Source organism: Thalassobacterium sedimentorum (assembly GCF_031127905.1).
In the GTDB taxonomy this organism is placed as follows: domain Bacteria; phylum Verrucomicrobiota; class Verrucomicrobiia; order Opitutales; family Coraliomargaritaceae; genus Thalassobacterium; species Thalassobacterium sedimentorum.
The window spans coordinates 165,756-188,305 of record NZ_JARXIC010000005.1 but is presented as its reverse complement, the minus strand read 5'-3'; the positions used below and the strand labels follow the sequence as shown (position 1 = coordinate 188,305).

The 22,550-nt window shown below is 50.9% G+C and carries 22 protein-coding genes and 1 tRNA gene; 14 read left to right on the top strand and 9 right to left on the bottom strand.

The window, feature by feature from the left end; genetic code table 11:
- Positions 1–184 precede the first annotated feature (184 nt).
- Positions 185–1,807: a sigma 54-interacting transcriptional regulator gene (locus QEH59_RS04835; RefSeq protein ID WP_308984223.1), complete on the top strand. Its 1,623-nt coding sequence runs from the start codon at positions 185–187 to the stop codon at positions 1,805–1,807.
- On the opposite strand, the gene QEH59_RS04830 is transcribed toward QEH59_RS04835, so the two are convergent.
- The 6 genes from QEH59_RS04830 to QEH59_RS04805 form a co-directional block, all read right to left on the bottom strand.
- A complete protein-coding gene (locus QEH59_RS04830) occupies positions 1,798–2,895 on the bottom strand; it encodes a molybdenum ABC transporter ATP-binding protein (protein WP_308984222.1) in 1,098 nt (365 codons plus the stop codon). The two genes, QEH59_RS04835 and QEH59_RS04830, sit on opposite strands and share 10 nt — an antisense overlap.
- Positions 2,892–3,572 (bottom strand): molybdate ABC transporter permease subunit, encoded by a 681-nt coding sequence (gene modB / locus QEH59_RS04825; RefSeq protein WP_308984221.1) that lies wholly within the window; start codon positions 3,570–3,572, stop codon positions 2,892–2,894. Before modB ends, QEH59_RS04830 begins: the two co-directional genes overlap by 4 nt.
- Before the next feature lie 5 nt (positions 3,573–3,577).
- Positions 3,578–4,399: a molybdate ABC transporter substrate-binding protein gene (modA, locus tag QEH59_RS04820; RefSeq protein WP_308984220.1), complete on the bottom strand. Its 822-nt coding sequence runs from the start codon at positions 4,397–4,399 to the stop codon at positions 3,578–3,580.
- A 538-nt stretch (positions 4,400–4,937) separates the two neighbouring features.
- Positions 4,938–5,014, bottom strand: a tRNA-Pro gene (locus tag QEH59_RS04815).
- Positions 5,015–5,075: 61 nt separating this feature from the next.
- Positions 5,076–7,223 carry a S8 family serine peptidase gene (locus tag QEH59_RS04810; RefSeq protein ID WP_308984219.1) on the bottom strand — a complete coding sequence of 716 codons (2,148 nt, stop codon included), beginning with the start codon at positions 7,221–7,223 and terminating at the stop codon, positions 5,076–5,078.
- A 144-nt stretch (positions 7,224–7,367) separates the two neighbouring features.
- The gene (locus QEH59_RS04805; RefSeq protein ID WP_308984218.1) at positions 7,368–8,036 is read right to left on the bottom strand and encodes a zinc metallopeptidase; all 669 of its coding nucleotides are present in this window, start codon (positions 8,034–8,036) and stop codon (positions 7,368–7,370) included.
- 168 nt (positions 8,037–8,204) lie between these two features.
- On the opposite strand from QEH59_RS04805, the gene QEH59_RS04800 reads away from it, so the two are divergent.
- From QEH59_RS04800 to QEH59_RS04740, 13 genes are all read left to right on the top strand, one after another.
- Positions 8,205–8,651 carry a thioredoxin family protein gene (locus QEH59_RS04800; RefSeq protein WP_308984217.1) on the top strand — a complete coding sequence of 149 codons (447 nt, stop codon included), beginning with the start codon at positions 8,205–8,207 and terminating at the stop codon, positions 8,649–8,651.
- 262 nt (positions 8,652–8,913) lie between these two features.
- Positions 8,914–9,570 (top strand): 50S ribosomal protein L25, encoded by a 657-nt coding sequence (locus tag QEH59_RS04795; protein ID WP_308984216.1) that lies wholly within the window; start codon positions 8,914–8,916, stop codon positions 9,568–9,570.
- A gap of 26 nt (positions 9,571–9,596) precedes the next feature.
- The gene (pth, locus tag QEH59_RS04790) at positions 9,597–10,232 is read left to right on the top strand and encodes an aminoacyl-tRNA hydrolase (RefSeq protein ID WP_308984215.1); all 636 of its coding nucleotides are present in this window, start codon (positions 9,597–9,599) and stop codon (positions 10,230–10,232) included.
- The gene (locus QEH59_RS04785; RefSeq protein WP_308984214.1) at positions 10,210–10,509 is read left to right on the top strand and encodes a 30S ribosomal protein S6; all 300 of its coding nucleotides are present in this window, start codon (positions 10,210–10,212) and stop codon (positions 10,507–10,509) included. The genes pth and QEH59_RS04785 overlap by 23 nt, the downstream gene beginning before the upstream one ends.
- Positions 10,510–10,530: 21 nt before the next feature.
- Positions 10,531–11,004, top strand: a complete 474-nt coding sequence (locus tag QEH59_RS04780; RefSeq protein ID WP_308984213.1) for a single-stranded DNA-binding protein — start codon at positions 10,531–10,533, stop codon at positions 11,002–11,004.
- Between the two features lie 59 nt (positions 11,005–11,063).
- Positions 11,064–11,564, top strand: a complete 501-nt coding sequence (rplI, locus tag QEH59_RS04775) for a 50S ribosomal protein L9 (RefSeq protein ID WP_308984211.1) — start codon at positions 11,064–11,066, stop codon at positions 11,562–11,564.
- Positions 11,565–11,600: 36 nt separating this feature from the next.
- Positions 11,601–13,043, top strand: coding sequence for a replicative DNA helicase (gene dnaB / locus QEH59_RS04770; RefSeq protein ID WP_308984210.1), 1,443 nt, complete (start codon positions 11,601–11,603; stop codon positions 13,041–13,043).
- A 29-nt stretch (positions 13,044–13,072) separates the two neighbouring features.
- Positions 13,073–15,457: an outer membrane protein assembly factor BamA gene (gene bamA, locus QEH59_RS04765; RefSeq protein WP_308984209.1), complete on the top strand. Its 2,385-nt coding sequence runs from the start codon at positions 13,073–13,075 to the stop codon at positions 15,455–15,457.
- 43 nt (positions 15,458–15,500) lie between these two features.
- Positions 15,501–16,043 carry an OmpH/Skp family outer membrane protein gene (locus tag QEH59_RS04760; protein ID WP_308984208.1) on the top strand — a complete coding sequence of 181 codons (543 nt, stop codon included), beginning with the start codon at positions 15,501–15,503 and terminating at the stop codon, positions 16,041–16,043.
- A 69-nt stretch (positions 16,044–16,112) separates the two neighbouring features.
- A complete protein-coding gene (gene lpxD, locus QEH59_RS04755; RefSeq protein ID WP_308984207.1) occupies positions 16,113–17,165 on the top strand; it encodes a UDP-3-O-(3-hydroxymyristoyl)glucosamine N-acyltransferase in 1,053 nt (350 codons plus the stop codon).
- Between the two features lie 11 nt (positions 17,166–17,176).
- A complete protein-coding gene (locus QEH59_RS04750; protein ID WP_308984206.1) occupies positions 17,177–18,130 on the top strand; it encodes a ribose-phosphate diphosphokinase in 954 nt (317 codons plus the stop codon).
- Between the two features lie 362 nt (positions 18,131–18,492).
- Complete coding sequence (gene guaA / locus QEH59_RS04745; RefSeq protein ID WP_308984205.1) at positions 18,493–20,040, top strand: glutamine-hydrolyzing GMP synthase; 1,548 nt, start codon at positions 18,493–18,495, stop codon at positions 20,038–20,040.
- Positions 20,041–20,116: 76 nt separating this feature from the next.
- Positions 20,117–20,812, top strand: coding sequence for a hypothetical protein (locus QEH59_RS04740; protein ID WP_308984204.1), 696 nt, complete (start codon positions 20,117–20,119; stop codon positions 20,810–20,812).
- A gap of 64 nt (positions 20,813–20,876) precedes the next feature.
- On the opposite strand, the gene QEH59_RS04735 is transcribed toward QEH59_RS04740, so the two are convergent.
- From QEH59_RS04735 to QEH59_RS04725, 3 genes are read right to left on the bottom strand one after another with little or no spacing between them, the layout of a single operon-like run.
- On the bottom strand, positions 20,877–21,179 hold the full coding sequence (locus tag QEH59_RS04735; protein ID WP_308984203.1) for a DUF2470 domain-containing protein: 303 nt from the start codon (positions 21,177–21,179) through the stop codon (positions 20,877–20,879).
- 6 nt (positions 21,180–21,185) lie between these two features.
- Positions 21,186–21,737: a HugZ family pyridoxamine 5'-phosphate oxidase gene (locus tag QEH59_RS04730; protein ID WP_308984202.1), complete on the bottom strand. Its 552-nt coding sequence runs from the start codon at positions 21,735–21,737 to the stop codon at positions 21,186–21,188.
- The gene (locus tag QEH59_RS04725) at positions 21,734–22,549 is read right to left on the bottom strand and encodes a heme ABC transporter ATP-binding protein (protein ID WP_308984201.1); all 816 of its coding nucleotides are present in this window, start codon (positions 22,547–22,549) and stop codon (positions 21,734–21,736) included. Before QEH59_RS04725 ends, QEH59_RS04730 begins: the two co-directional genes overlap by 4 nt.
- Position 22,550: the final 1 nt, after the last annotated feature.

Sequence of the window (22,550 nt, the reverse complement as noted above, 5' to 3'; positions counted from 1 at the left end):
TAGTGCGGTAGTCATTAATCCTACGTAAATGTAGGATTCGCGGTCTTGGATTGCTGACCGTTTTTCAAAAGGGGCTATTATCGGTTGGCTTAGCGCTTCTAATTGATATGTAAAACTGTCGAAAAGCATGGATAAAGGCGTGCATTCTCAGCAGTCAGGCATCCTTTAAGCTGTGATTCTGTGAATGAGTTTAACTACAAAATGTAGAGGTAAAGACTGTGATCTAGCGGTCGATGGACCGTCATTTGAGATGCTGGATCGAAGTTTCGGTGTGCACTGTCGCTCGGTGCAGGAGTTAAGCTTACTGTTTGCCGTCAGTCAGACCCTGGATAAAAGCTTCGATCTGTCGGAAATCGTGAAGCCCTTGCTGCGCCGTCTACGCGATATGATGGGAATGGAGCGAGGGATGATTGCGATTTTGAATCGGGATGATGGGCAGATTTTGCTCTCTGATGCGATCGGAGTGCCGCGCACGGTGCCCGCCTCGCAGTACTTCGAATTGATCCACCCTTTGCTTCAACGCACAGTAGACAAGGCGGCGCCAGTGGTGACACCGAACTTTCGTGAATGGATCGCTGAGGATGCGGAACGGCCGAAGTTGTCGGATGGCCTGCAGATTGATGCCGGCACTGGGTTGATCAGTGTGCCGCTCAAGTTTGGCGAGAAAGTCATCGGCACGCTGAGTGTCGAGCGGCCGCGTAATTCACGGCAAGGCTGGGAGGCGGATCTTCGTTTGTTGACAATGATCGCATCCGTGATCGCGCAAGCGGCGCGCTTGCGACAAGATGCTGCAGAGCAAATCCAGAGCTTACGTCGCGAAAATACACGTCTGCAGGAGGCGATGGCCCAGGATTTTCGCCCGAAAAATATGATCGGGACCGCGGATTCGATGCGCACCGTCTATTATCATATCGAGCAAGTGGCGCAGAGCACCACCACCGTATTGATCCGCGGTGAAAGCGGGACGGGCAAGGAGCTAGTGGCCAAAGCGCTGCATGAGAAAAGTGATCGTAAGCATAAGTCCTTTGTGAAAGTGAACTGTGCAGCCCTGCCAGATTCGATCATCGAGAGTGAACTGTTTGGGCACGAAAAAGGAGCTTTCACCGGCGCGCTATCCATGCGAAAAGGGCGCTTTGAGTTGGCCAATGGGGGCACGATTTTCCTGGATGAAATTGGGGATATCTCAGCCGCAACCCAGGTGAAGTTACTGCGTGTCTTACAAGAGCGCGAGTTTGAGCGCGTCGGCAGTCAGGAGACCATGCAGGTCGATGTGCGAGTGATTGCAGCCACCAGTCGAAATTTGGAAGAGATGATCGCCGATGGAAGCTTTCGTGAGGATTTGTATTACCGCCTCAATGTTTTCCCCATTTACATGCCTGCGCTGCGCGACCGGAAATGTGATGTGATGCTTCTAGCCGACTATTTTATAGAGAAATATGCCAAACGGCAAGGAGTCAAAGCGATGCGCATCTCCTCTGCGGCGATTGATTTGTTGGTCAGTTACCATTGGCCAGGTAATGTGCGGGAGATTGAAAACTGTATGGAACGCGCCGTGCTGTTAGCTAAGGGGCAGTCGATCAAAGCGCACCATCTACCACCGACACTGCAAAAGAAATCGGCGAAGGAAACCAGGGAGATCTGTACTTTGGAGGATGCGATGGTCGCGCTGGAGCGAGAGATGATCATCGATGCGCTTAAGGATACCGGTAGCAATATGGCAGAGGCGGCGCGTCGTCTTGGGTTGACTGAACGTAAGATGGGGCTGCGAGTGAAGAAATACGATATTGAGCTGAGCCGTTATAAGTAGAGGCGAGCGGCATTGCTCTTGAATACGATATAAGTATCCATGCCGGGAGTCAGACCGAGTTCCTGTACGGCGCTGGATGTGAGCTCGGCCGCGATTTCTGTGGGAGTGGTCGTCTGTAACTGCACAATGACCAGGCAGGCTGTTGGCAGGTTTTGAATACGATTGATTCGGCAGGCTATAATATTGCGCGCGGAGATGCCAACTGGTGGTGTCAGCGCTATGAGCAGATCGCTGGCGGCGAGGCCAATCCGGATATGACTTCTGCTGGGGCCGGGAATCGGCGCTAGAACGATCGGTTGGGCTGGATTTGCGTCCTGTAGACAGGCTAGCGTTTGTTCTGGATTTTGTTCGATTATGTTGAGCTCTAAAATATTTTCGAAGGCGGTGGCGATGCCCGGATAGATTTGAGCCTGGGTAAAGACTTCCAGTGGACTCCCTTGAGTCGTGGCCTGGCCGCGCTCGACGACGATCACTTCTTCGCAAAGTAATTGTAGTTCGATGGGGTTGTGCGAGACGATGATCATGGGCATGCCGAGTTCTTCGCGCACGCGCAGTAAAAAGGGGAGGATGCGTTGTTTCAGCGAGGCGTCCAATGAGGCCATTGGCTCGTCCAGCAGCAGTAGATCCGGCATGGCGCATAGCGCGCGTCCGAGTGCAATGCGTTGTCGTTCACCTCCGGATAGTTGATGGATACGGCGCGTCAGCAGCGGGGCGAGTTCCAGGATTGCGACCGCTTCTTCGAAGCGTTGCTTACGTGCGAGTGCATCGCAATGTCCAGGTCGTTGGCCCGCAAGCAGATTACGCTTTACGTTCCAATGAGGGAAGAGGCAGTGATTCTGTGGCACGTAGCCGATCGCTCGCTCCGCCGGGTCCAGGTCGATGCCCAGATTGCTGTCGAGCAGCACATGGGAACCGCAGCGAATGGTGCCGAAGGCTTTGTGTAGACCGGCAATTGCTTTGAGGCTGCTGCTTTTACCGCAGCCGGAAGCTCCAAACAAGCCCAGCATGGTCGCCTGAGATTGGCATTTGAGGTGCAGATCAAACGCTCCCAGAGGCAGTTGAAAGTCGAATTTGTAAAAAGGCTTCATCGTGTTAGCCCCTTGTTCTTTGTGTTAGGACGCAAGCAAATCTCAGTTAGGAAAATTGCCACGAATCCGACCAAAAGCGCGACGGCGACCAAGAGTAATGCGCGCTCATCTTTGCCCGATTGCTGCGCGCTGTAGATTGCTGAAGCCAGGGTTTGCGTCTTTCCTGGAATGTTACCCGCGATCATGACTGTCGCTCCGAATTCACCTAATGAACGCGTGAAGCCTAGTAGCACAGCAGCGAGTAGCCCCTTCCAAGCTAGGGGCAGGGTGACGCGTATGAAACTTTTCAAACGGCTGTATCCTAAGGTGCGTGCCATCTGTTCAAGCTCCGGGTCGACCTCTTCGAAACTCACACGTGCCGTCCGTATCACCAATGGCGCGGCCATCACGCTGCAGGCCAGCACCACTGCCTTCCAAGTGTAGAGGATGTCAAGATCGATGCCTAGCTGTTCCCTGCCCAGCAGGCCGCGGTCAGCCAATAGCTGCAGCAGTAAAAAGCCGACAGCGGTGGGAGGTAGCACCATTGGTAAACTTAATAAGGTTGAAAGAATACGATGCCCCGGAAACTGGTGACGTGCCAGTAAATAGGCGATGGGCAGACCCGGTGCGGCAACCAGGCAGGTTGCAGTGATCGCCCACAACACAGTCGTTGTAATAATTTCTAAAGTCGTTGACATGATGCCTAGGGAGTCTGCCTAGCTGCGGCTTGAACAGGTGTAAAACCGTATTTTTCCACAATCGCTTGGCTGGCTTGCGAGCCTATGTATTCCAGGAAGTCGGCGGCGAGATCGGAATGTGCGCTTCCGGAAACGACCGCCCCGTAGTAGTGAATGGGCGCTGTGGCTGTCTGAGGCACGCTGTAGATCAATCGTAAAGAGTCTGCCTGTGCCAGGTAGTCGGTCTTATACACGATGCCCACCATCTGACGGCTGGCCTGCACTCTGGCAAGAGCCGCATGCGCATCGGTGGCAGGTATCACTTTGTCTTTAAAGGCATCCCATGCGCTGCGATCGCCGCAATGGAGACTTTGTAGCCAGCTGCGGGCATATAAGCCCGCGGGCACGTAGTCTGGGTCACCTATCGAGAGTTGCGTCAGTGGCAATGTGCAGATCTCTGCCGCGTCAATCGCTTGGATCGGATTTTCCGGGTGCGCCACCATGGCCAGTTGGTTGGCAAATAGGACGCTCACCGTGGCAGACTGTACTGCATGGGCTTCACGTGCGCGTTGCATCCACTGTTGGTTGGCACTCAGATAGATCTCGCCCCGGGGGGCGGCGATTAGTTGACGTGCCAAGGCCCCGGAACTGGCAAAATTATAATGTAAAGTCAGTCCATGATCTTCGGCGAATTGCGCGCCCAACTCGCGCACCATCGCGCTCAAGCTCACTGCAGCATGGATCGTCAGCGTTTGCGTATCCACTGCTGACTGCGTGCGCTCACCCGAGCAAGCGCCCAGATAGAGCGAAAGCAGCATGCAGAAGATCACTTTAAGAAAGATGCACATATTGAAGTGAGGTAGCAATATATATGCCCGCATACGAGTCACGGAGGAGCTTAGCCTCACGTTTCAGTGTCGTTAAAGCAATCTATTAGCGCTGTTGCTGCTGGGGTAGCTGTGAATTCGATTCGTCATACGCAGCTTTGCCGTTGTCTGTTGCCGTTTGTGGATGCTGTGTTTTAGTGCCTAGGTTTAGTGTAGTGACAAGCTTCCAGCTTGTTGATTGTAGTTGGGGGCAAGCTGGAAGCTTGCCACTACGTGAGAGGTACTTGCTTACTGCAAGAAAGCGTAGAACCTATTGGATGGGCAGGTTCGACATAGGTCTTTGGTATTTAGGCAGAATAAAGGCTCAGTTGGGGGGAACTGAGCCTCATATTATTTCAAATGGTCGGGCCGACAGGATTGCTGCGCCATCTACGTATTGCCGAGACGCAACGTCCGTTGCTGCAATACTTCGTTAAACCTGCTTGTTCGCAGGTTCAAACCTCTGTCGGCCGTGCGCCCATAAAAAAACCGCCAACAAGTTGACGGTTTTATTTTCAAATGGTCGGGCCGACAGGATTTGAACCTGCGACCCCTTCACCCCCAGCGAAGTGCGCTACCAGACTGCGCTACGGCCCGACTTATGAAAGATTGCGAACGATGCGCTTCGTCGTTCAATCGTCAAGTCTTTATCTTGGCCTTATTCGATTTGTAGTCGAATGAAGACTTGGTTAGAACTGACGCTGTCTGTGATCCCATAGGTGAGGGTTTCGAATTCGCTGTCGATTGTCTCTGTGTCAATGAGCTCTAGTTCGCTGATAAGCTCCGATTCTAATGCGCTGGAACTGTAGTAGGTGAAGCCGTTGTTTAGGTCTTCGCTGTAGCCGATCGAGTAGTCATAGCCGCTGTTGCTGCGCCAGGTGAAGCTGAATTGTTGATCGCTGGCTAAGAGGTCGGTGCTGATGGGGTTGGGACTGCTGCTTTGCGGGTCGCTGCCTGTGGCAAATTCTATGAGGTTGCTGAGGCCGTCGAGGTCTGGGTCGGCATCGTCGGCGCCGTCGCCGCTGTTGCTGGTGGATCCGAAATAGCTGAGTCGCCAGGCTTCCTGCTCGCTATGGGTGGTGGCGCTGGCTTCGGCTGGGGCGGCATCGCCGTTGTCGTTGTAGGCGATGATTTGATACTCGTAAGTGGTCCCGGCGGCGCAGCTGCTGTCCGTGTAGGTCTCTGTGTCGGCGTCGAGGGTGTTGAGGCTGCTGTAGCTGCCGCCTGCGATGCGGCGCTCGATACGGTAACCGGTCTCTCGCTCGGCGTTGTCGCTCCAATTGAGCTGGATCGCACTGCTGGAGAGGGGTGTGGCGCTGGCATCGCTGGCTGCGAGCGGCGCGCCTGCTTCGAAGTTGAAGGCCAGTGCGTAGGTCTCGTTCGCGGTGGCGGATCCGTCTCCGGGCTTGTAAACTTGTAGCACGTAGCGTCCCGGTTCGAGGTCGAGTTGGTAGAGGTGCTCGACATTGTCCACCGTGCTAACGCTGGAGGCCACGAGTTCGTAGCCGCTGGTGCCTTCTTTGTAGAGGAAGAGGTCGAGGTTGTTGAGGTCGTAGAAAATATAGCTGTTCGGGCGGGAAACTGCATTGCGATTCCATACGAGGGTGGCGGTGAGCTTGAAGCTGCTGGCATCGGCCGCGTCGCATTCGAAATAGTAGTCATCCGTGGCGTCGCTGTAGGTTTGAAACGGACCTAATCCGCTGGACGCATTGGTGAGGGTGCTTAAATTCCAGCCCATATTGGAGCCGACTGTGGTGGTGATACTGGAGGAGGGGAGGTGTGTGTCGCCCGAGTCGCTGGCGGTGTCGCTGACGGTTTCTGTGTATTGGCCTGCGGTGAGTTGTAGGTGTGCATTGTTAATATTGACGACTCCTGCGCCATGATTTCTGTCCAAGGGTTCATCATCGATTTGCTCCCAGTCTGATGTCTTTACAGCTCCGTTTAGAAGTAGTGCTTTAAGTGTGCGAATGTCTGTGGCGTCACTTGCGGTCCCCGTTCCTCCGGCATCGTTGTTTCCTGCTTGTACGAGGAGGGTTGCGGCACCAGCGACATAAGGCGTCGCGTAGCTAGTTAAGTTGGATGGTGCGACGATATCTGGCTTGCTACGTCCTTCCGTAGTTGGCCCGATACTACTCGAACCGGAGATCAGGCCGACTGCGATGCCATTGTACATGGTCGCTGGGGAGGGGGGGCTTCCTGTTGTGTTGCCGACGCCATTGACGAATAACGTATCGTAAAGAGAGGCATATATGTCGTAGTTCGCATCAACAGCCAAATATTCAGTTGGCGTGTTAGCTTCATCTGTATATACGAAACTTTGATTGACGACTTTCGCCTCTATGTTTGTTAAATTTGCGATTATGGATGTACTGACGTCGTTCTCATTTTCATCGGTTTTACCGTCATAATAGAAATAGCTGGCGCTGAAAACTTGAATGGCTGATACACCCGGTGCGACTCCGGAACTGTTTCCGAAGAAATTGCCGCCGACAGTATTTGCGTGGCTGGATTCTAGGCTGCTGGAAAAATCCATGCCATCTGGATATTCTGAATTCGATCCATCCGTGTCGTCTGTGTCAGTGGTGAAATAGTTGAAAAGGCTGCTGTCTAGTCCCATGTTTGAGGGATCGGTTTGCCATGCGCCGCCGCCTGTGCTTGCTTCCACTTGCGCGACGGTCACGCCACTGCCGTCTAGGCTGGCGTCTCTGGCTCTGAGCGTGGTCAGTCCGATGTCATCGAGGTAGCTCGCTTGTAGTTGAGCGATTAGCAGCAAGCTGGTGCCAAGGATAAAATGTCGTGTGCGCATGCATTTAAAAGATGAGCACATTTTTATACGTGAGGACTGTTGGTTTTAGCAATCCGAGTCGGGTCAAATAAATGTAAAAAAACGACCCCGAATTTTGGGTCGTTTGTATTCTTTTTTACTTTGAGTGCCACTGATGTGAAGGCTTTATCTGCGCGAAGCTAAAAAGTAGAGTAACCAACCCAAGCTACTGACAAAGGCGGCTACGTAAGTGTAGGCAGCGGCGTCCAGAGTTTTGTTGACGCCGACCAGTTCGTCTTGGTCGATGATGCCAAGCCCGACTAATTGTGCCTTGGCGCGCTTGCTCGCGTCAAACTCTACTGGTAGAGTGACCAGTTGGAAAACGGTCAACACCAGATATACGGCAATGCCGAGATTGATTGTGATCGCGCCGAAGCCGAAGAAGAAGCCGCCAAACATAATGACAGGGAGGAATTGTGAGGCAAAGCCAGTGATTGGTACCAGCGACATTCGTAGATTGAGTGGAGCGTATTCCTGCTTATGTTGAATGGCGTGCCCAGCTTCGTGAGCAGCAACACCTAGCGCGGCTAGGCTTGTGCCGCGATAGTTGTCCTGGCTGAGCGCAAGTCGTTTGTTGGTTGGGTCGTAATGGTCGGTGAGCGTGCCGTGGCACTCGACTATTTCTACGTCCTGGATGCCAGCGCTTGCCATGACGGCTTGGGCTGCTTCGCGCCCAGTTATGTGGCCACGTGAGGGGACCTGGACATATTTGCCATAGGCGCTTTTAACTTTCATCTGAGCCCATAGGCCCACGATCATAGGTATTAGGATAAAAAAGAAAATCGGTGTAATCATAGTTAGTTCTTCTTAGAACGTTTAGAACAATTTCAGTTCCTGAAATTCTCAAGTTGTTGGAGGCGATTTTTCTAAATTGTGGATTTGAAGGATTTTCGTGGGAATACTTCGGCTTTTGAAGGATCTTACAATCCGAAACACCATACAAATTAAGATTAAAGACACATTATGAAAAAAATATTGATTACCGCACTCATTACTCTCTTAGGTCTGCAGGCATCATTCAGTGCCGGGGCAGGGTGGATGACAGATTTTGATGCCGCAAAGGCCAAGGCACAGGCAGAGGGAAAGCCTATGCTGCTCGATTTTACCGGGTCTGACTGGTGCGGCTGGTGTATCAAGTTGGATGAGGAGGTCTTTAGTCAGCCAACTTTTCAAGAGTATGCTGAAGATGCCTTCGTATTGGTTGAGTTGGACTTTCCACGTTCGAAAACTCAGTCTTCTGAATTAAAGGCGCAGAATGAAGCTCTGGCGCGCGCCTATGGCATTCGAGGATTTCCGACTATCTTGGTCCTCTCGCCGGAGGGACAACTTATCGAGAAGACGGGCTATCGCCGAGGTGGAGCTGAGCAGTATGTAGAGCATCTACAGCAGATCATCGCGTCGGCTCAGTAATCGCCAGCCAGGGGATTCCACTTTATCTGAATCGCGCAGCCTACACGGCTGCGCGATTTTTTTACATTCTAGGCTATGAGCGCGGAAATCAGTGGATACATGGAGTCTATACTATCGAATTGGGGGCGTGGAGGGAGCCGAGGACACTAAAAGAAAAAAATCCATAAAGTTAGGGTTGCTTTTCGTTTTGTCTCTTTTACTCTGCGCGGTTTTCTCAGATTCAAGCCGTTTCCCAAGATGGCATTTTCACCAGATTTTAGACATGCAACAGTACACACTTAAGATATCCAATCGTGAAAACACCGGTCGCGGTGTTGCTCGCCGCCTTCGTGCCGAGGGTCAAATTCCTGCCTCATTGTATGGCCAGGGTAATGCACGCTCGATCTCCGTTTCTGCGGTTGATTTTCGCACATTGAATCGTGAAATCGGTGGTGGTGCGGCACTTGTTGAATTGACTGATGAAAAGGGCGATTCGGCTCTTTGTCTCGTGCAGGATGTTCAGTATCATGCAGTTAAGAGCACTATCGACCATATTGACTTTCAAGAGGTAGAGCGTGGTCACGCGTTTACAACGAAGGTTCCCGTGCACTTGATCGGTGAAGAGGATTGTGTCGGTGTGCGTAATGAAGGCGGCATTATTGATCAAAATGGCCACGAGGTTGAGATTCGTTGCCGTCCATCCAAGCTTCCTGACCACGTGAATGCGGATGTGTCTAAGCTGGCAGTCGGTGGTGCGGTTCATATTAGTGATCTGCCTGTGCTCGAAGATGTTGAGTATTTGGGCGAGCCGGATCAGGTCTTGGTTTCTTGCCTGGCGCCAACGGTCGCTGCAGGTGATTCTGATGATGCCGCATCGGTGGCTGCAGATGAAGTGCCTGCGACGAAGGTGAGTGATGCCGACGCTTCCGAAGGGAAGTAAACTTTTTTTCTTTATCCAGTGGCTCATTGTGGCTGCTGGAATTCGTTCTTTTACAAATGTCCATCGCGGTAATTGCTGGCCTGGGAAATCCTGGCTTAAAATATCGCAATACCCGACACAACATTGGTTTTTCCCTTGTTGACTTACTGGCTGCAAGGTGTGGCGCTTCGTGGAAACATGAAGCGCGCTTCGAGGCAGAGGTCGCGGTTGCTCTACACGAAGGGCGCAAACTGATGCTCCTGAAGCCGCAAACCTTTATGAATGCCAGTGGGCGCTCGCTTGCGGCAGCCTTGCGCTATCGTAAGTTATCTTCCGAATCGCTGCTAGTTATTTATGACGACCTGACGTTAGATTTGGGGCGCACCAAGTTAAGTGTTAACGGCAGTGCAGGCGGTCACAACGGTATCGCTGATTTGCTGACTCAAGTCGGGGCTGGTTTCGCACGTTATCGTGTTGGAATTGGGGCGAAGCCGCACAAAGAGATGGATCTCGCAGATTATGTTCTTAGTCAATTTTCTAAGGACGAACAAACCCTTTTGGCAGATTGCACCTCACTGTTTTTAGATCAAATAGATTTGATCTTAGAGAGTGGGCTCGATCTTGCCATGAACACAATTAACCAACGCAAAGCTATATCGCATGAGCGCAACGACCAAAAATAACTATAAAGCCACTTTCATCCTCGACCTCCGCGAATCTGAAGACGATTCCGCTAAGGTTTTGGCTGATCTTAATGAAATCCTGAAGTCTATTGGAGCTGAGCCTTCCGATAGTGAAGACCTAGGAATGCGCGAGTTTGCACGTGCTGCCGACCGTCGCTTTACTCAAGGACATTATGTCGAAATCTATTTCGAAGCGACCAGCGAGGTGCCAGCGACTCTGAATGAGAAGCTTAAGCTCGACAAGCGCGTGAATCGCATCTTTACCCAGTCTGTCTAATTCTGCATCTCGTCGATTACCATGGCCTCCTTTAATAAAGTTATTCTGCTAGGAAACTTAACACGCGACCCTGAAACTCGCGTGACGGCCAATGGTAATACAATTTGCAAGCTCGGTATGGCCGTTTCGCGTGTCTATTCGACCAAGGACGGCGAACGCAGGGAAGAAACCACCTTCGTGGATATTGACGCATTCGGTAAGCAGGCCGAGGTGATCACTAAATACATGCGTAAAGGACGTCCACTCATGGTTGAGGGGCGTCTGAAGCTTGATCAATGGGAGACCAACGACGGGCAAAAACGTAGTAAGCTGGGTGTTGTTTTGGAAAATTTCCAATTTGTCGGTGGTCGCGATGACAATGACTCTAGTAGTGCTTCGAGTTCATCCGCTGCTGGATATGAACAAAGTTCGCCGCCCAAGCGTGTGTCCAAGCCAGCTACGAGTAATGATTTCTCTGCAGATGGCGACACCCTTGACGAAGACGTCCCCTTCTAAGCTGTACAGCTGTAAACTCTCATACTCTTTCTATAACACATTTAATCAAAGAACGTATCATGGCCAACAATCAGGTTCTCCTCCTCCAACCCATCTCTGGACTCGGCGCCGAAGGCGACACAGTCACCGTAAAAGCAGGCTACGCCCGCAATTTTTTGCTTCCTCGCAAGCTGGCTTTGCCAATCACGCAGGCAAACAAAAAACACGTAGAGTCTTTGCTGAAAGCACGTGAAGCACGTGAGCAAAAAGAATTCGAAGATGCACGCACACTGAGTGAGCGTGTTGAGAAGACAAGCATCGCGATCGCGGTGAAGACGGGCGAGGGCGGTAAGATGTTCGGTGCAGTGACTGCAAACGATCTACTTGAACGCCTCAAGGAAGAGGGCATCGAACTTACCAAGAAACAACTTCAACTGGCTGCGCCGATTAAGGAACTTGGTTCGCACACAGCCGCTGTAAAGCTTCACTCTGACGTTGAAACTGAACTTAAGTTTGAAGTTGTTTCCGAGAATCCTATCGAAGAAGGTTCGGATTCTGAAGAGTCTGCTGACGACGAGTAATTTGCAGGCATAGTCGTATAGACGCATTCCAATACGATGCCGCCTGATTCTAAGTCATCATTCGGTCGAGATCGCTCGGGTCGAAATTTCAAAGATAAACGCCAATCGTCATCTTCAGATGAAACGATTCGCGTGCAGCCGCACAGTATCGAGGCAGAGGAAGGTCTGATCGCAGCTTGCCTGATTGACGGGGGGCGTGAGATTCTGACTGAATGCATCGAGTCTAAAATTGCGCCGGAGTTTTTTTACAAGACAGCGCACGAAGAGCTCTTTCGTGCGTTGCTTGCGCTGTACGAAACTGGTGACCCAATTGATGAAATCCTGCTGCTGGATTATCTACGCAAGAATGGACTTGAAGAGGAGGTCGGTGGCATTGCCACCATTTATGCGATTCAAGATCGTATCGAGACATCGGCGCACGCGCGGTATTTCGCCAAAATTGTTCATGAAAAGTATTTGTTGCGCCGGCTGATACGCACCTCGCGTGAAGCAATCGAAGCCTGCTACGAGCAGCAGGAGGACATGTCCACCTTCATTGAAAAGATTGAGCAGGACATTTTTGAGATTAGTCGCGATCGCATCACTGATGCAGCGATTCCTATTCGTCAGTCGTTGGATGAGGCGGTTGCGGACATACATGCGCTTTTAAATGGGCGCGACGATGCCGATGGCGTGCTTTCTGGTTTCCGTGATCTGGATGGTATGACTTACGGTTTTCACCCCGGTCAGATGATTGTTTTGGCCGCCCGGCCGTCGGTGGGAAAAACTAGTTTGGCGATGAACTTTGCTGAGCATGCCATGATTCCTGATGGAGGGCGGAAGCCTTCAGGTGTGCTTGTTTTTAGTTTGGAAATGACGGCTGCTCAATTGGCCATGCGTCTTATTTGCAGCCGCGCACGTGTGGACATGAAGCGTATTCGGGACCGTGTGATTTCAAAGCAGGATTCGGCTGATATTGCGACCACTGTTAAAGAGCTGAAAGAGGCCCCGCTGTGGATTGACGATGGCTCGAGCTCTACAATTCTCGATCTTAGGGCGAAGGCGCGACGACTGCACACGAAAAGTCCACTGGGGTTGGTGGTGGTGGATTATCTCCAGTTGATTCGAGGCACTGATAATCGCTTACAACGCGAGCAACAGATTGCAGATATTTCCCGTGGAATGAAGGGAATGGCCAAAGAGCTGAATGTGCCGGTAGTCGTGCTGAGTCAGCTAAATCGTGATTCGGAGAAGGAAAATCGGGATCCACGCCTTTCTGACTTGCGTGAATCTGGTTCTATTGAGCAGGACGCTGACGTCGTGATGCTGCTGCATCGTCCTAAAAAGAGTGATGATGACGAGACAGTCGAGGGGGGCGGGCTGTATAATGAACATGAGCACATTAAATTAATCGTTGCCAAACAGCGTAATGGCCCCGTAGGTGAAATAGACTTAACTTTTGTTCGTCGTTATACACGCTACGAGAATTTCCATCACTAAAGGCCTCGCTTCACCACTTCTTATTTCAAATGCGAATTATTCAGAAATTACTTTTTACCGTAGCCAGCTTGCTTGCTTTCGGTTTGTCGACGCAATCATCATTCGCTCAGGAGGCTGATACTTATCCGGTTATCAACCGAATTGTTCCAGAGTTTTCGGGCTTTCGTGCAGTCAGTGATCAGTATATTTTTGGTAATATTCAGTTGCGTCCCGGCATGAACTACAACCCGGCGCTGCTCGATCAATCCATTCGCACTCTGTATAGCACTGGTTATTTTGAGTTTGTGGAGGTTCGGGTTGATAAGGCTGAGAATGAGACTATCGATGTCGTCTTCGAGCTTGTTTCCAAGTATACTATCGAGCGTATCCGTTTTCTTGGAAATGATTCCTATTCCGATTCTCGACTTGCGTCAAAGGCTGAGGTTGAAAGTGGCCAACCGCTTGATGAGTATCAAGTTAGCGTAGGTGCTGATGCGATTGCAGAATATTATGTGGAGAAGGGCTTTCCCGACGTTGAGGTTGATTATCGAATTCAGCGTGATGAGCAGACTGGCTATGCAGTCGTTAATTATGATATCGATGAAGGAGGCAAGGTTCGGATCGCTGAGATTAACTTTGAAGGAAATACCACTTTTTCGGACAAAAAATTACGTTCTCAATTGGAGACTGCAGAGCATAATTGGTTGTCATGGTTACTCGGTTCGGGGAAGTTTGATGAGAAGAAGTTTAAGGAAGACTTGGATATTTTACGGAAGTTCTATCGAGATGCAGGCTTCTTAGACAGTGTTATTGAGGATGATAAGGTCGATATCTCGTTTGTTGAAGCTGACGAGATTGTGATTACAATTCCTGTTGTAGAAGGGCAGTTGTACTTTTTAGGTGATTTCACTGTTGAAAATGCCACGGTTTACACTTCATCCGAACTGTTAGGAGCGACGCGTCTTGTTTCTGGGGCGCCATTTTCTCCACAGAATGTAGATGATGCGGCTACAGCGATCCGTGAGTATTACACTTCTAATGGTTACTTGGATACCAGCGTACGTGCGGAGCGAGTGCCCAATATGGAAACGCGTGAAATCGATGTTGTTTTCCGTATTCGGGAGAGTGAGAAATTTTATGTAGAATCAATTAAAGTCGAAGGGAACACTAAGTCGAAGGCGCGCGTGATCGTGCGGGAGCTAGCGTTGAGCCCGGGGGATGTTTTCGACCGCACGCGCATGGAAGTCAGTCAGCGTCGTTTGCAAAATACGAGCTTCTTCGAGGATGTTCGCTTGAACCCTGAGCCGACTAATGTGCCGGGGCGTAAAGATCTAGGGGTCACCGTGCGAGAAGGTCGTACCGGGAATTTCACTTTCGGTGCAGGCTTTGGTTCAGTTGAGAGTGCTGTCATTTATTTCGAAATCTCCCAAGGTAACTTTGATCTCTTTAATTGGCGCTCTGGTTTTCAGGGTGACGGACAGAAGTTTCGTTTCCGTGCATCCTTGGGCACCAGTAGTAATCAGATCGTGATCGCATTCGAGGAACCCTGGCTCTTTGAGCAACGCCTCGCATTTGGTGTCGAAATTTATCGCACAGAGTCCGACTACAATAGTGCGGATTATAACGAGCTTCGAACTGGTTTTGAGCTGTATTTGCGTCGCCGACTTTTCGAATTGGTTGAAGCGCGTCTGTCGTATCGTCTTGAATTAGTTGAGATTTTTGATGTCGACCGCGATCCTACTGCAACTGGTGCTGTAGATAATGGAGATGGTTCTATTACAGGAGACGGTATTGCTGATGTCTTCCAGCGTGCTGAGGGGGAGGACATTGTTTCTAAAGTCGGTCTTACCTTCCTGCGTGATACACGTGAGACACTGGTATTTACGCGTAAGGGGAATCGCTCGACGCTCAGTGTGGAATATGCGGGGCTCGGGGGGGACGTGAATTACTACAAATTTGAAGGGCGCACTGCTCACTTTATTCCTACTTTTGATACACTGCAGCAATCCTTGTCGATTGTGGGACGTATGGGCAGTGTGACGCCTTTCGGGCAGAGTGAAATCGTTCCATTTTATGACCGATTTTACTTAGGCGGTCCGGATACTTTGCGAGGCTTTGATTATCGTGAAGTCGGGCCACGTGACCCGGATGACTCCAGCGAGTCGGTCGGTGGTAATTCATATTCGATGGTTTCTTTTGAATATGGGTTCCGAATTGCGGAACCTTTAGGTCTGGTTGTGTTCTATGATTGGGGCTTCGTTAACGAAAATGATTTTGATTTCAGTATGTCAAATTATGCCGATAACTGGGGCGTTGGTGCGCGTATTATGCTGATGGGCTCACCGCTAAAGTTAGACTTAGGTATTCCAATCACATCTCCAGACGGTGCCGCGGGTGGCACTCAATTCAATTTTTCCTTTGGCACGCGTTTCTAGTGATGCTTAATTCTAACATCTCAATTCCAACTACACATATTATATGAAAAAAATCGCTACAGTATTTATCGCATCACTTTTGATCGCTACAGGTCTTTTCGCACAAAAAACACCCGTCGTCGGCGTGGTGGATGTGCAACGTGTTCTCGCGGATTATTCCGCTTTCCAGGCAGCTGTTGAGAAGGTGAAAGGCTCCGTGGCTCCTGTTGAGGAGGAAATGAAGAAAATGCAGGCTAGCATTGAATCAATTGTAGCTGAGGGACGCTCAGTTGAAACCAAAGCGAAAAACCCAGCCGCGAGTGATGAAGCGCGCAATGAAGCTCAAGCCAAAGTAGGCGAGTTACAACAACGATTGCAGCAGGCCCAAGTTGAGCTTCAGCAATTCCGTCAGCAAGCACAGCAGTTGGCTCAACAAGGCCAGCAAGAGGAGCTTGCACCGCTTCAAGCGAAGGCTGTCGAAGCGGTTAAGACAGTTGCTGAAGACAAAGGTATTGATCTCGTAGTTCCTAAAAACACTGTGATCTATACTTCTGATTCCTTAGAAATTTCTGATGCAGTGATCGCCGTGTTGAACGCAGCGAATTAATTGTCTGTTGGCTCACTTTTTAAAAACCCTGTTCTCGCTAAGGACAGGGTTTTTTATTTTTTACTCATTATGGCACTAGCTTATTCCATATCACGTATCCTGGAAATACTGGGCGATGACTGCGAGGTTCTCGGCACTTTTGAGGGCACCATTCAGGGCATTGCGTCGTTGTCTGAGGCGACCACGGGAGACCTCTCCTTTCTAGGCAATCCGAAATATCGATCGGCGGTCGCCGACTCTCAGGCTTCGGTGGTTCTGGTGCCGAAAGACTATGAGCTTTTTCCGAGTGAGGGGCAACTTTACCTCAAACTTGAGAACCCCTCGTTCGCACTTGCATTAATTTGTCGGGATATTGAGCGTACTCTGTTGCCAGCGCCAGCGCCGGGGATTCATCCTACGGCAGTGGTGGAGTCCGGTGCCGTCATTGCTCCTGAGGCTAGTGTGGGGGCCTTTTGTTACATTGGTGCAGAGGCGCGAGTCGGGGCAGCTGTATTGGCGAGCCATGTGTGCCTCGGTCGTTCCGCCATTGTGGGGGATGGGGCTGAGATTGCTAGTCGGGTATCGATTGGGGATTACTGCGTGATTGGTGAGCGTAACCGACTATTACCGGGCTGCGTGATCGGTTCAGATGGCTATGGTTATGAGTATTTAGATGGTGCGCACCAGCGGGTTCCTCAGATCGGGAATGTGGTGACGGCTGCAGATGTGGATGTCGGCGCCAATACTACTATCGACCGCGCTCGATTTGGATCTACCCAGATCGGTCAGGGCACCAAAATTGATAATCAGGTGCAGATTGCACATAATGTACGTATCGGTCGTCATTGTTTAATTGTTGCCCAAGTCGGCATTAGCGGTAGCACGACCCTTGGGGATGGAGTCGTTGTGGGCGGCCAAGCGGGACTCGCCGGGCATTTAAACATCGGTTCGGGTGTAATGATTGCAGGCGGTACTGCGGTGGTCAGTGATATCGAGCCACAGTTAAAAGTGCGCGGTTATCCTGCAATGCCCATGATGCTCTTTAATCGAATGACCGTTTTACAACGAAAGTTGCCGGATCTTTTCAAAAGGTTTGATCAACTCGAAAAAACGGTGAAGTCTCTGCCTTCCGAGTCTCAGTAACAGAACGAATCATGATGAAAGATAGCTCCCTTAAAATATTTAGCGGCAATTCCAATCCCGCTCTAGCGAAAGAGATTTGCCAATCTCTCGGTGTGCCGCTTGCAGAAGCTGATGTCATCAGCTTTCCCGATGGAGAAAGTTTCGTTCGTATTAATGAGAATGTACGCGGCGCTGATGTATTTATTATTCAGTCTACTTGTAATCCGGCCAATCAGAATTTGATGGAATTGTTCATCATGATCGATGCGGCACGCCGTGCTTCCGCAAATCGTATTACAGCAGTCATTCCCTTTTATGGCTATGCCCGTCAGGATCGTAAGGATCAGCCTCGTGTGCCGATTACTTCGAAACTGGTCGCTAATTTGTTGGTTTCTGCGGGCACGGACCGTGTGCTCACCGTTGATTTGCACGCGCAACAGATACAGGGGTTCTTTGATATTCCTGTTGATCATTTGTATGCTTCGCCGGTGCTCTTTCAGTATCTGAAGGATATTGATACTAAGAATTTGACGCTCTTTTCGCCAGACGTAGGAGGCATGAAGATGGCCTCTGCTTACGCGGGGATGTTGGATGTGCCGCTGGGATTTATTGCTAAACGTCGTACGAGTGCAGAAACGGTTGAAGCGACATCACTAGTGGGGGAGACTGAGGGGCGCGATATCCTGTTGGTCGATGATATGACGGAAACGGCGGGCACGCTTTGTGCCGCGGCTAAGCTGCTTAAGGAACACGGTGCCAAGAGCGTTATGGCTGCAGTTAGTCACGGGGTTTTGAATGAGATGGGTTACGAGCGTCTTGCAGGTGGTATGATCGATCAGCTCATTACCACTAATACTACGCCTGTGCAAACTCGTCCAGGAGTGCCGATCACTGTGCTGAGTGTGGCTGACTTGCTCGGCGAGGGGATTCGTCGTATTCACGATAATGAGAGTGTTACGGGGCTCTTTGATATCAAAGGCTTCTAGTTAAACCTGTTAAACCTGTGGTTGGGCTCAATGTGGATATTTTTTTCCTGCTCTATCTTGGGGCGGGTTTTGTTCTGCTCTTTGGGCTCTGGTTTTACTATGATTGGCGTGACCGGCATCTGCATGATGCACAGCGTGCTAAGGTGATCTACCATTGCATTAAATGCAGTCAAATTTATACAGGACCTCATCTTAGCGAAGAATGCGATTGCCCCCAATGTGGCTTTACTAATGGTAGGCTTCGTTTTTAGTTTCTTAAATTTGTGTGCACGCTTTACATATGAAGCCTGCCATTGCTCGATCCGTCGAGTTTCGCCGTATAATTTCTTAATTCCAGTTTCATAACTCTTAATTTGCATCCTATGCCAGACCATATTGCAGTTCTCGACTTCGGCTCACAGTATACGCAAGTCATTGCTCGACGCATTCGCGAAGCCAATGTGCTATCACGCATCTACCCATACAATACCCAGGCGAGCGTGCTCAAAGAAGCGGGTGCCCAAGGCGTCATCTTGTCGGGCGGGCCTTCTTCAGTTTTGCTGGATGGCTCCCCGCGCCCCGATGCCAAGGTGTTTGAGCTGGGCCTGCCTGTGCTCGGCATTTGCTATGGTGAGCAATTGATGGCGCACATGCTAGGTGGACGTGTCGGCAAAAGTGAAGAGCGCGAGTTCGGCCATGGCACTTTAAATATTGCGATTAAGGGCAAACTTTTCGACGGTCTGCCGGATACGCTACGCGTCTGGAATTCCCATGGTGATCGCCTGGAAGCACTACCAGCAGGCTTTGAAGCAGTGGCCTCAACCGAGAATTCTCCTTTCGCGACGATTCAAGATGCGGAGCGTAATTTCTATGGTATGCAATTTCATCCGGAAGTGGCGCACTCTGAGATGGGCACGGAGGTGATTGCCAACTTCCTGTTTAAGATTTGTAACTGCGCTGCAGATTGGTCGATGGCCAATTATATCGAAGAAAGCGTGCAGAAAATTAAAGACACGGTCGGGGACGAACGCGTGATTTTGGGGCTTTCTGGCGGGGTCGACTCTTCGGTGGCCGCCGCGCTGATTCATAAGGCGATCGGTAAACAGCTCACTTGCGTCTTCGTGGACAATGGTCTCTTGCGCTTACATGAACGTGAGCAAGTCGAGAAACTTTACGGCGACCACTTCGATCTCGATGTGCGGGTGGCTGACAAGGCAGATTTCTTCCTGGATCGTTTGGCTGGAATTTCGGATCCCGAAACGAAGCGGAAGATTATCGGTAATTCCTTTGTCGAGGTGTTCGATGAGGCCGTGACCGAACTCAAAGAGCGCGGTAATTACACTTTTTTAGCTCAAGGCACACTCTATCCAGACGTAATTGAGTCGGTCGCCATCGATGGTAATCCTGCGGCGCTGATTAAGAGCCACCACAATGTGGGTGGCTTGCCTGAGAAGATGAACCTCAAACTGCTCGAGCCTCTGCGCGAGCTATTTAAGGATGAGGTGCGCGAGCTCGGCACTCAGTTGGGCCTGCCTAAGGAAGTGGTCTGGCGCCAGCCATTCCCCGGACCGGGTTTGGGCGTCCGTGTGATGGGACCGATCAAACGCGAAGATTTGGTCGTGCTGCGCAAGGCCGATGCGATCCTACAAGAGGAAATGATGGCCTCTGATCTCTACTACAAAGTTTGGCAATCTTTCTGCGTCTTCTTGCCGGTCAAAACCGTCGGCGTGATGGGCGACGAGCGCACCTACGAAAACGTGGTCGCACTGCGCATCGTTGAGAGTGTGGATGCGATGACTGCTGACTGGGCGCGCGTGCCTTATGAAGTGCTGCGCACGATTTCCAGCCGCATCATTAACGAGGTGTCTGGTTGTAATCGTGTCGTGCTCGACATCAGTTCGAAGCCCCCTAGCACTATTGAGTGGGAGTAAGTCTCGAACAAAATGCCGTCATTGCGGTCTACAGTACATCGATATGAAGATATTATTGCATACCTGTTTATTATGTATGTTCGCGACATCGCTCTGGGGGCAAGAGCTTAGTGAGCACGAAGTTATTAACCGAGCACGCGCGACTATCGGAAATGATGCAGCACTTGATGGGTTGGTGACCATGGAATTAGTGGGGAGTCTCGAGCCTGCGAATACTAATATGCCATCTGCGACACTGTTGATTGTTGCTCGTAAACCACTTTCTCAGCGCCTGGAGATTAAGGTCGATGATATCGTTGAAACCACTATCTTGGATGGTAATCGGGGATGTATTATACGCTCGAATCTGAACGCAGAAGCCTCTCAAATGCGTGACTTGATCGGTCCGGAGTTAGAGCGTGTCACTTATAGCACGCGTCAATTTTTTAATTTCTACCGTCCAGATTTTAGCAATGGTGAAAAGGTGAGTTTGGTGGGAACGGAGACTTATCGTGACACGCGGTGCTACAAGCTCCTATACGAATATCCTGGTGGTCCTAAAACTGTGCGTTATTTCTCGGTTGCTGAAGATACATTGGTCTCGACCATCACTGAGAATGGAGTCGAGAGTATTGGGGTTGGATCGCAAACCGTAGGAGGTATTAAGTTCCCCAAGGCGATCGAATATTACGAAAGTGGTCGTAAATTACACACTATTTTTCTGCACGAAATTAAGGTGAATAAGCCACTGACTGTGGGCATATTCGATATACCAGAAGGAGATACGCAGTAAAGGCAGTTTTATGAGGCACGTTGCAGTGCTTCGTCTACGGGCGAAGCACCGCGACGTGCAGCTATTATTCTAAATGACTTAAGGCACGTTTGGCTGCTTTTGACATCTGAATCATGGTCATGTGAGCATCGTGGGTAGATTCGAGTGAGTGCTTGAAGGGTATTTTTATATTCCGAACTTCGTCTCCGACCTTTGCCTGGATTGTGAGCGTATTCTCGTCGAGTGTGACGATTTGCGCCGCGCTTGCTTCGGGTAAGCGCCCGAAGTGCTGGGCATAGGCGAGCACCGAGTCGGCATGATCTTCGTTCATGTGACTGATGATGCGGGCAATGTCTTGACTGCTAAGTGGGCTTTCAGGTGTGCTCATGATCTTTTATTTTGCGTGGGCGGTGGCGGGTTCGTTGCGGTGGCCTTTGCCATTGAAGCCGCGCACGTGGCTGAGTGCTTCCATTTGCTCGCCACTGATGTCGTAGGCTTGCCCAAAACCGACGACCAATCGACCAGACTTGGGGCTCAAGCGGATCAGGTGAAAATCTTGCATGCCTTTTAAGTGGTTCATAATGCCACCAAATTTTTCGCTAAAGCGCTCCATCGCGTCCTTCCATTCGGCGGAATCGCGCTCGACTTCTGCGGTGGTGCAAGCGTAGGTGACACGCTTGCGGGCGAAGATTTGCTCGCAGGTTTCTTCGTCTTCGATCAGTAGCACGGAGGCTTTTTGTGTGTCGCGCAAGTTAGCGGTGTGTGCTGAGAGCTCGCTCACATGCACGTAAAAGTCGCGTGACTCGGTGAGCACGGCGGGCGCGTAGCTGGCTTCGGGGGTGCCGCTAGTCGACACGGTGCCAAGTTGAATGGACTGAAATCCGGAAAGGAGCGAAGCGTAGCCAGTGTGGGCGCTTTGTGGTATGGTATCTTTGTTTTCGGTCATGTTGTTGTATTGGTAGTGTTTGAGTTAGGATTTTTGATTTTTAAAAGCGCATCACCATCGTGGTGTACCCATTCCACTGGAATGTCGAATACGCGTTCAATTCGTTTGGCGGAGAGCACTGAGGCTGCTTTGCCGAAGGCAACAGAACGGCCGGCTTTGAGCATGAGCACACGGTCGGCATAAGCACGTGCTTGTTGCAGGTCGTGCAATACCAGAAAGACAGCTGCGCCGCGATCGGCACATTGGCGGGCCAGATGGAGGATTTGTATTTGATGCTTCAGGTCGAGATTGGCGGTGGGTTCGTCCAGAAAGAGTAGCGCGGGGCCGTCTGAGTTGAGGCCTTCGTGCAGCTGAGCCAACACGCGGGCTAAGTGCACACGCTGCCGTTCACCTCCTGAGAGGTGTTGATAGCGGCGGTCTTTTAAGGCCAGGCAGTCGACTTGCTCGAGTGCGGCTTCGCAGATTTCCAAATTGCGCGCCTGTTCCACCTGAGCGAGATGCGGGCTGCGTCCCATCATCACGACATCGATCACGGGGAAGTTGAACGCGAGCTCGCTTTGCTGGGGGAGCACCGCGCGCCAGCGTGCGATGTCTTGTGGGCGTTGCATCTGCGTGGCCAAGGACTGGCCATTCAGCTCGACCGTGCCACGGGCGAGGGCGAGTTCGCCTGTCAGGGCTTTGAGCAGTGTGGATTTGCCCGAACCATTGGGGCCGATCACAGCGATGAGCTCCGCAGCTTGTAGATCGAAGTGCAGTTGGCGTAGCACGGCACGGGTGCCGCGTTTGACGGTGATGTTGTCGCAGCGTAACATG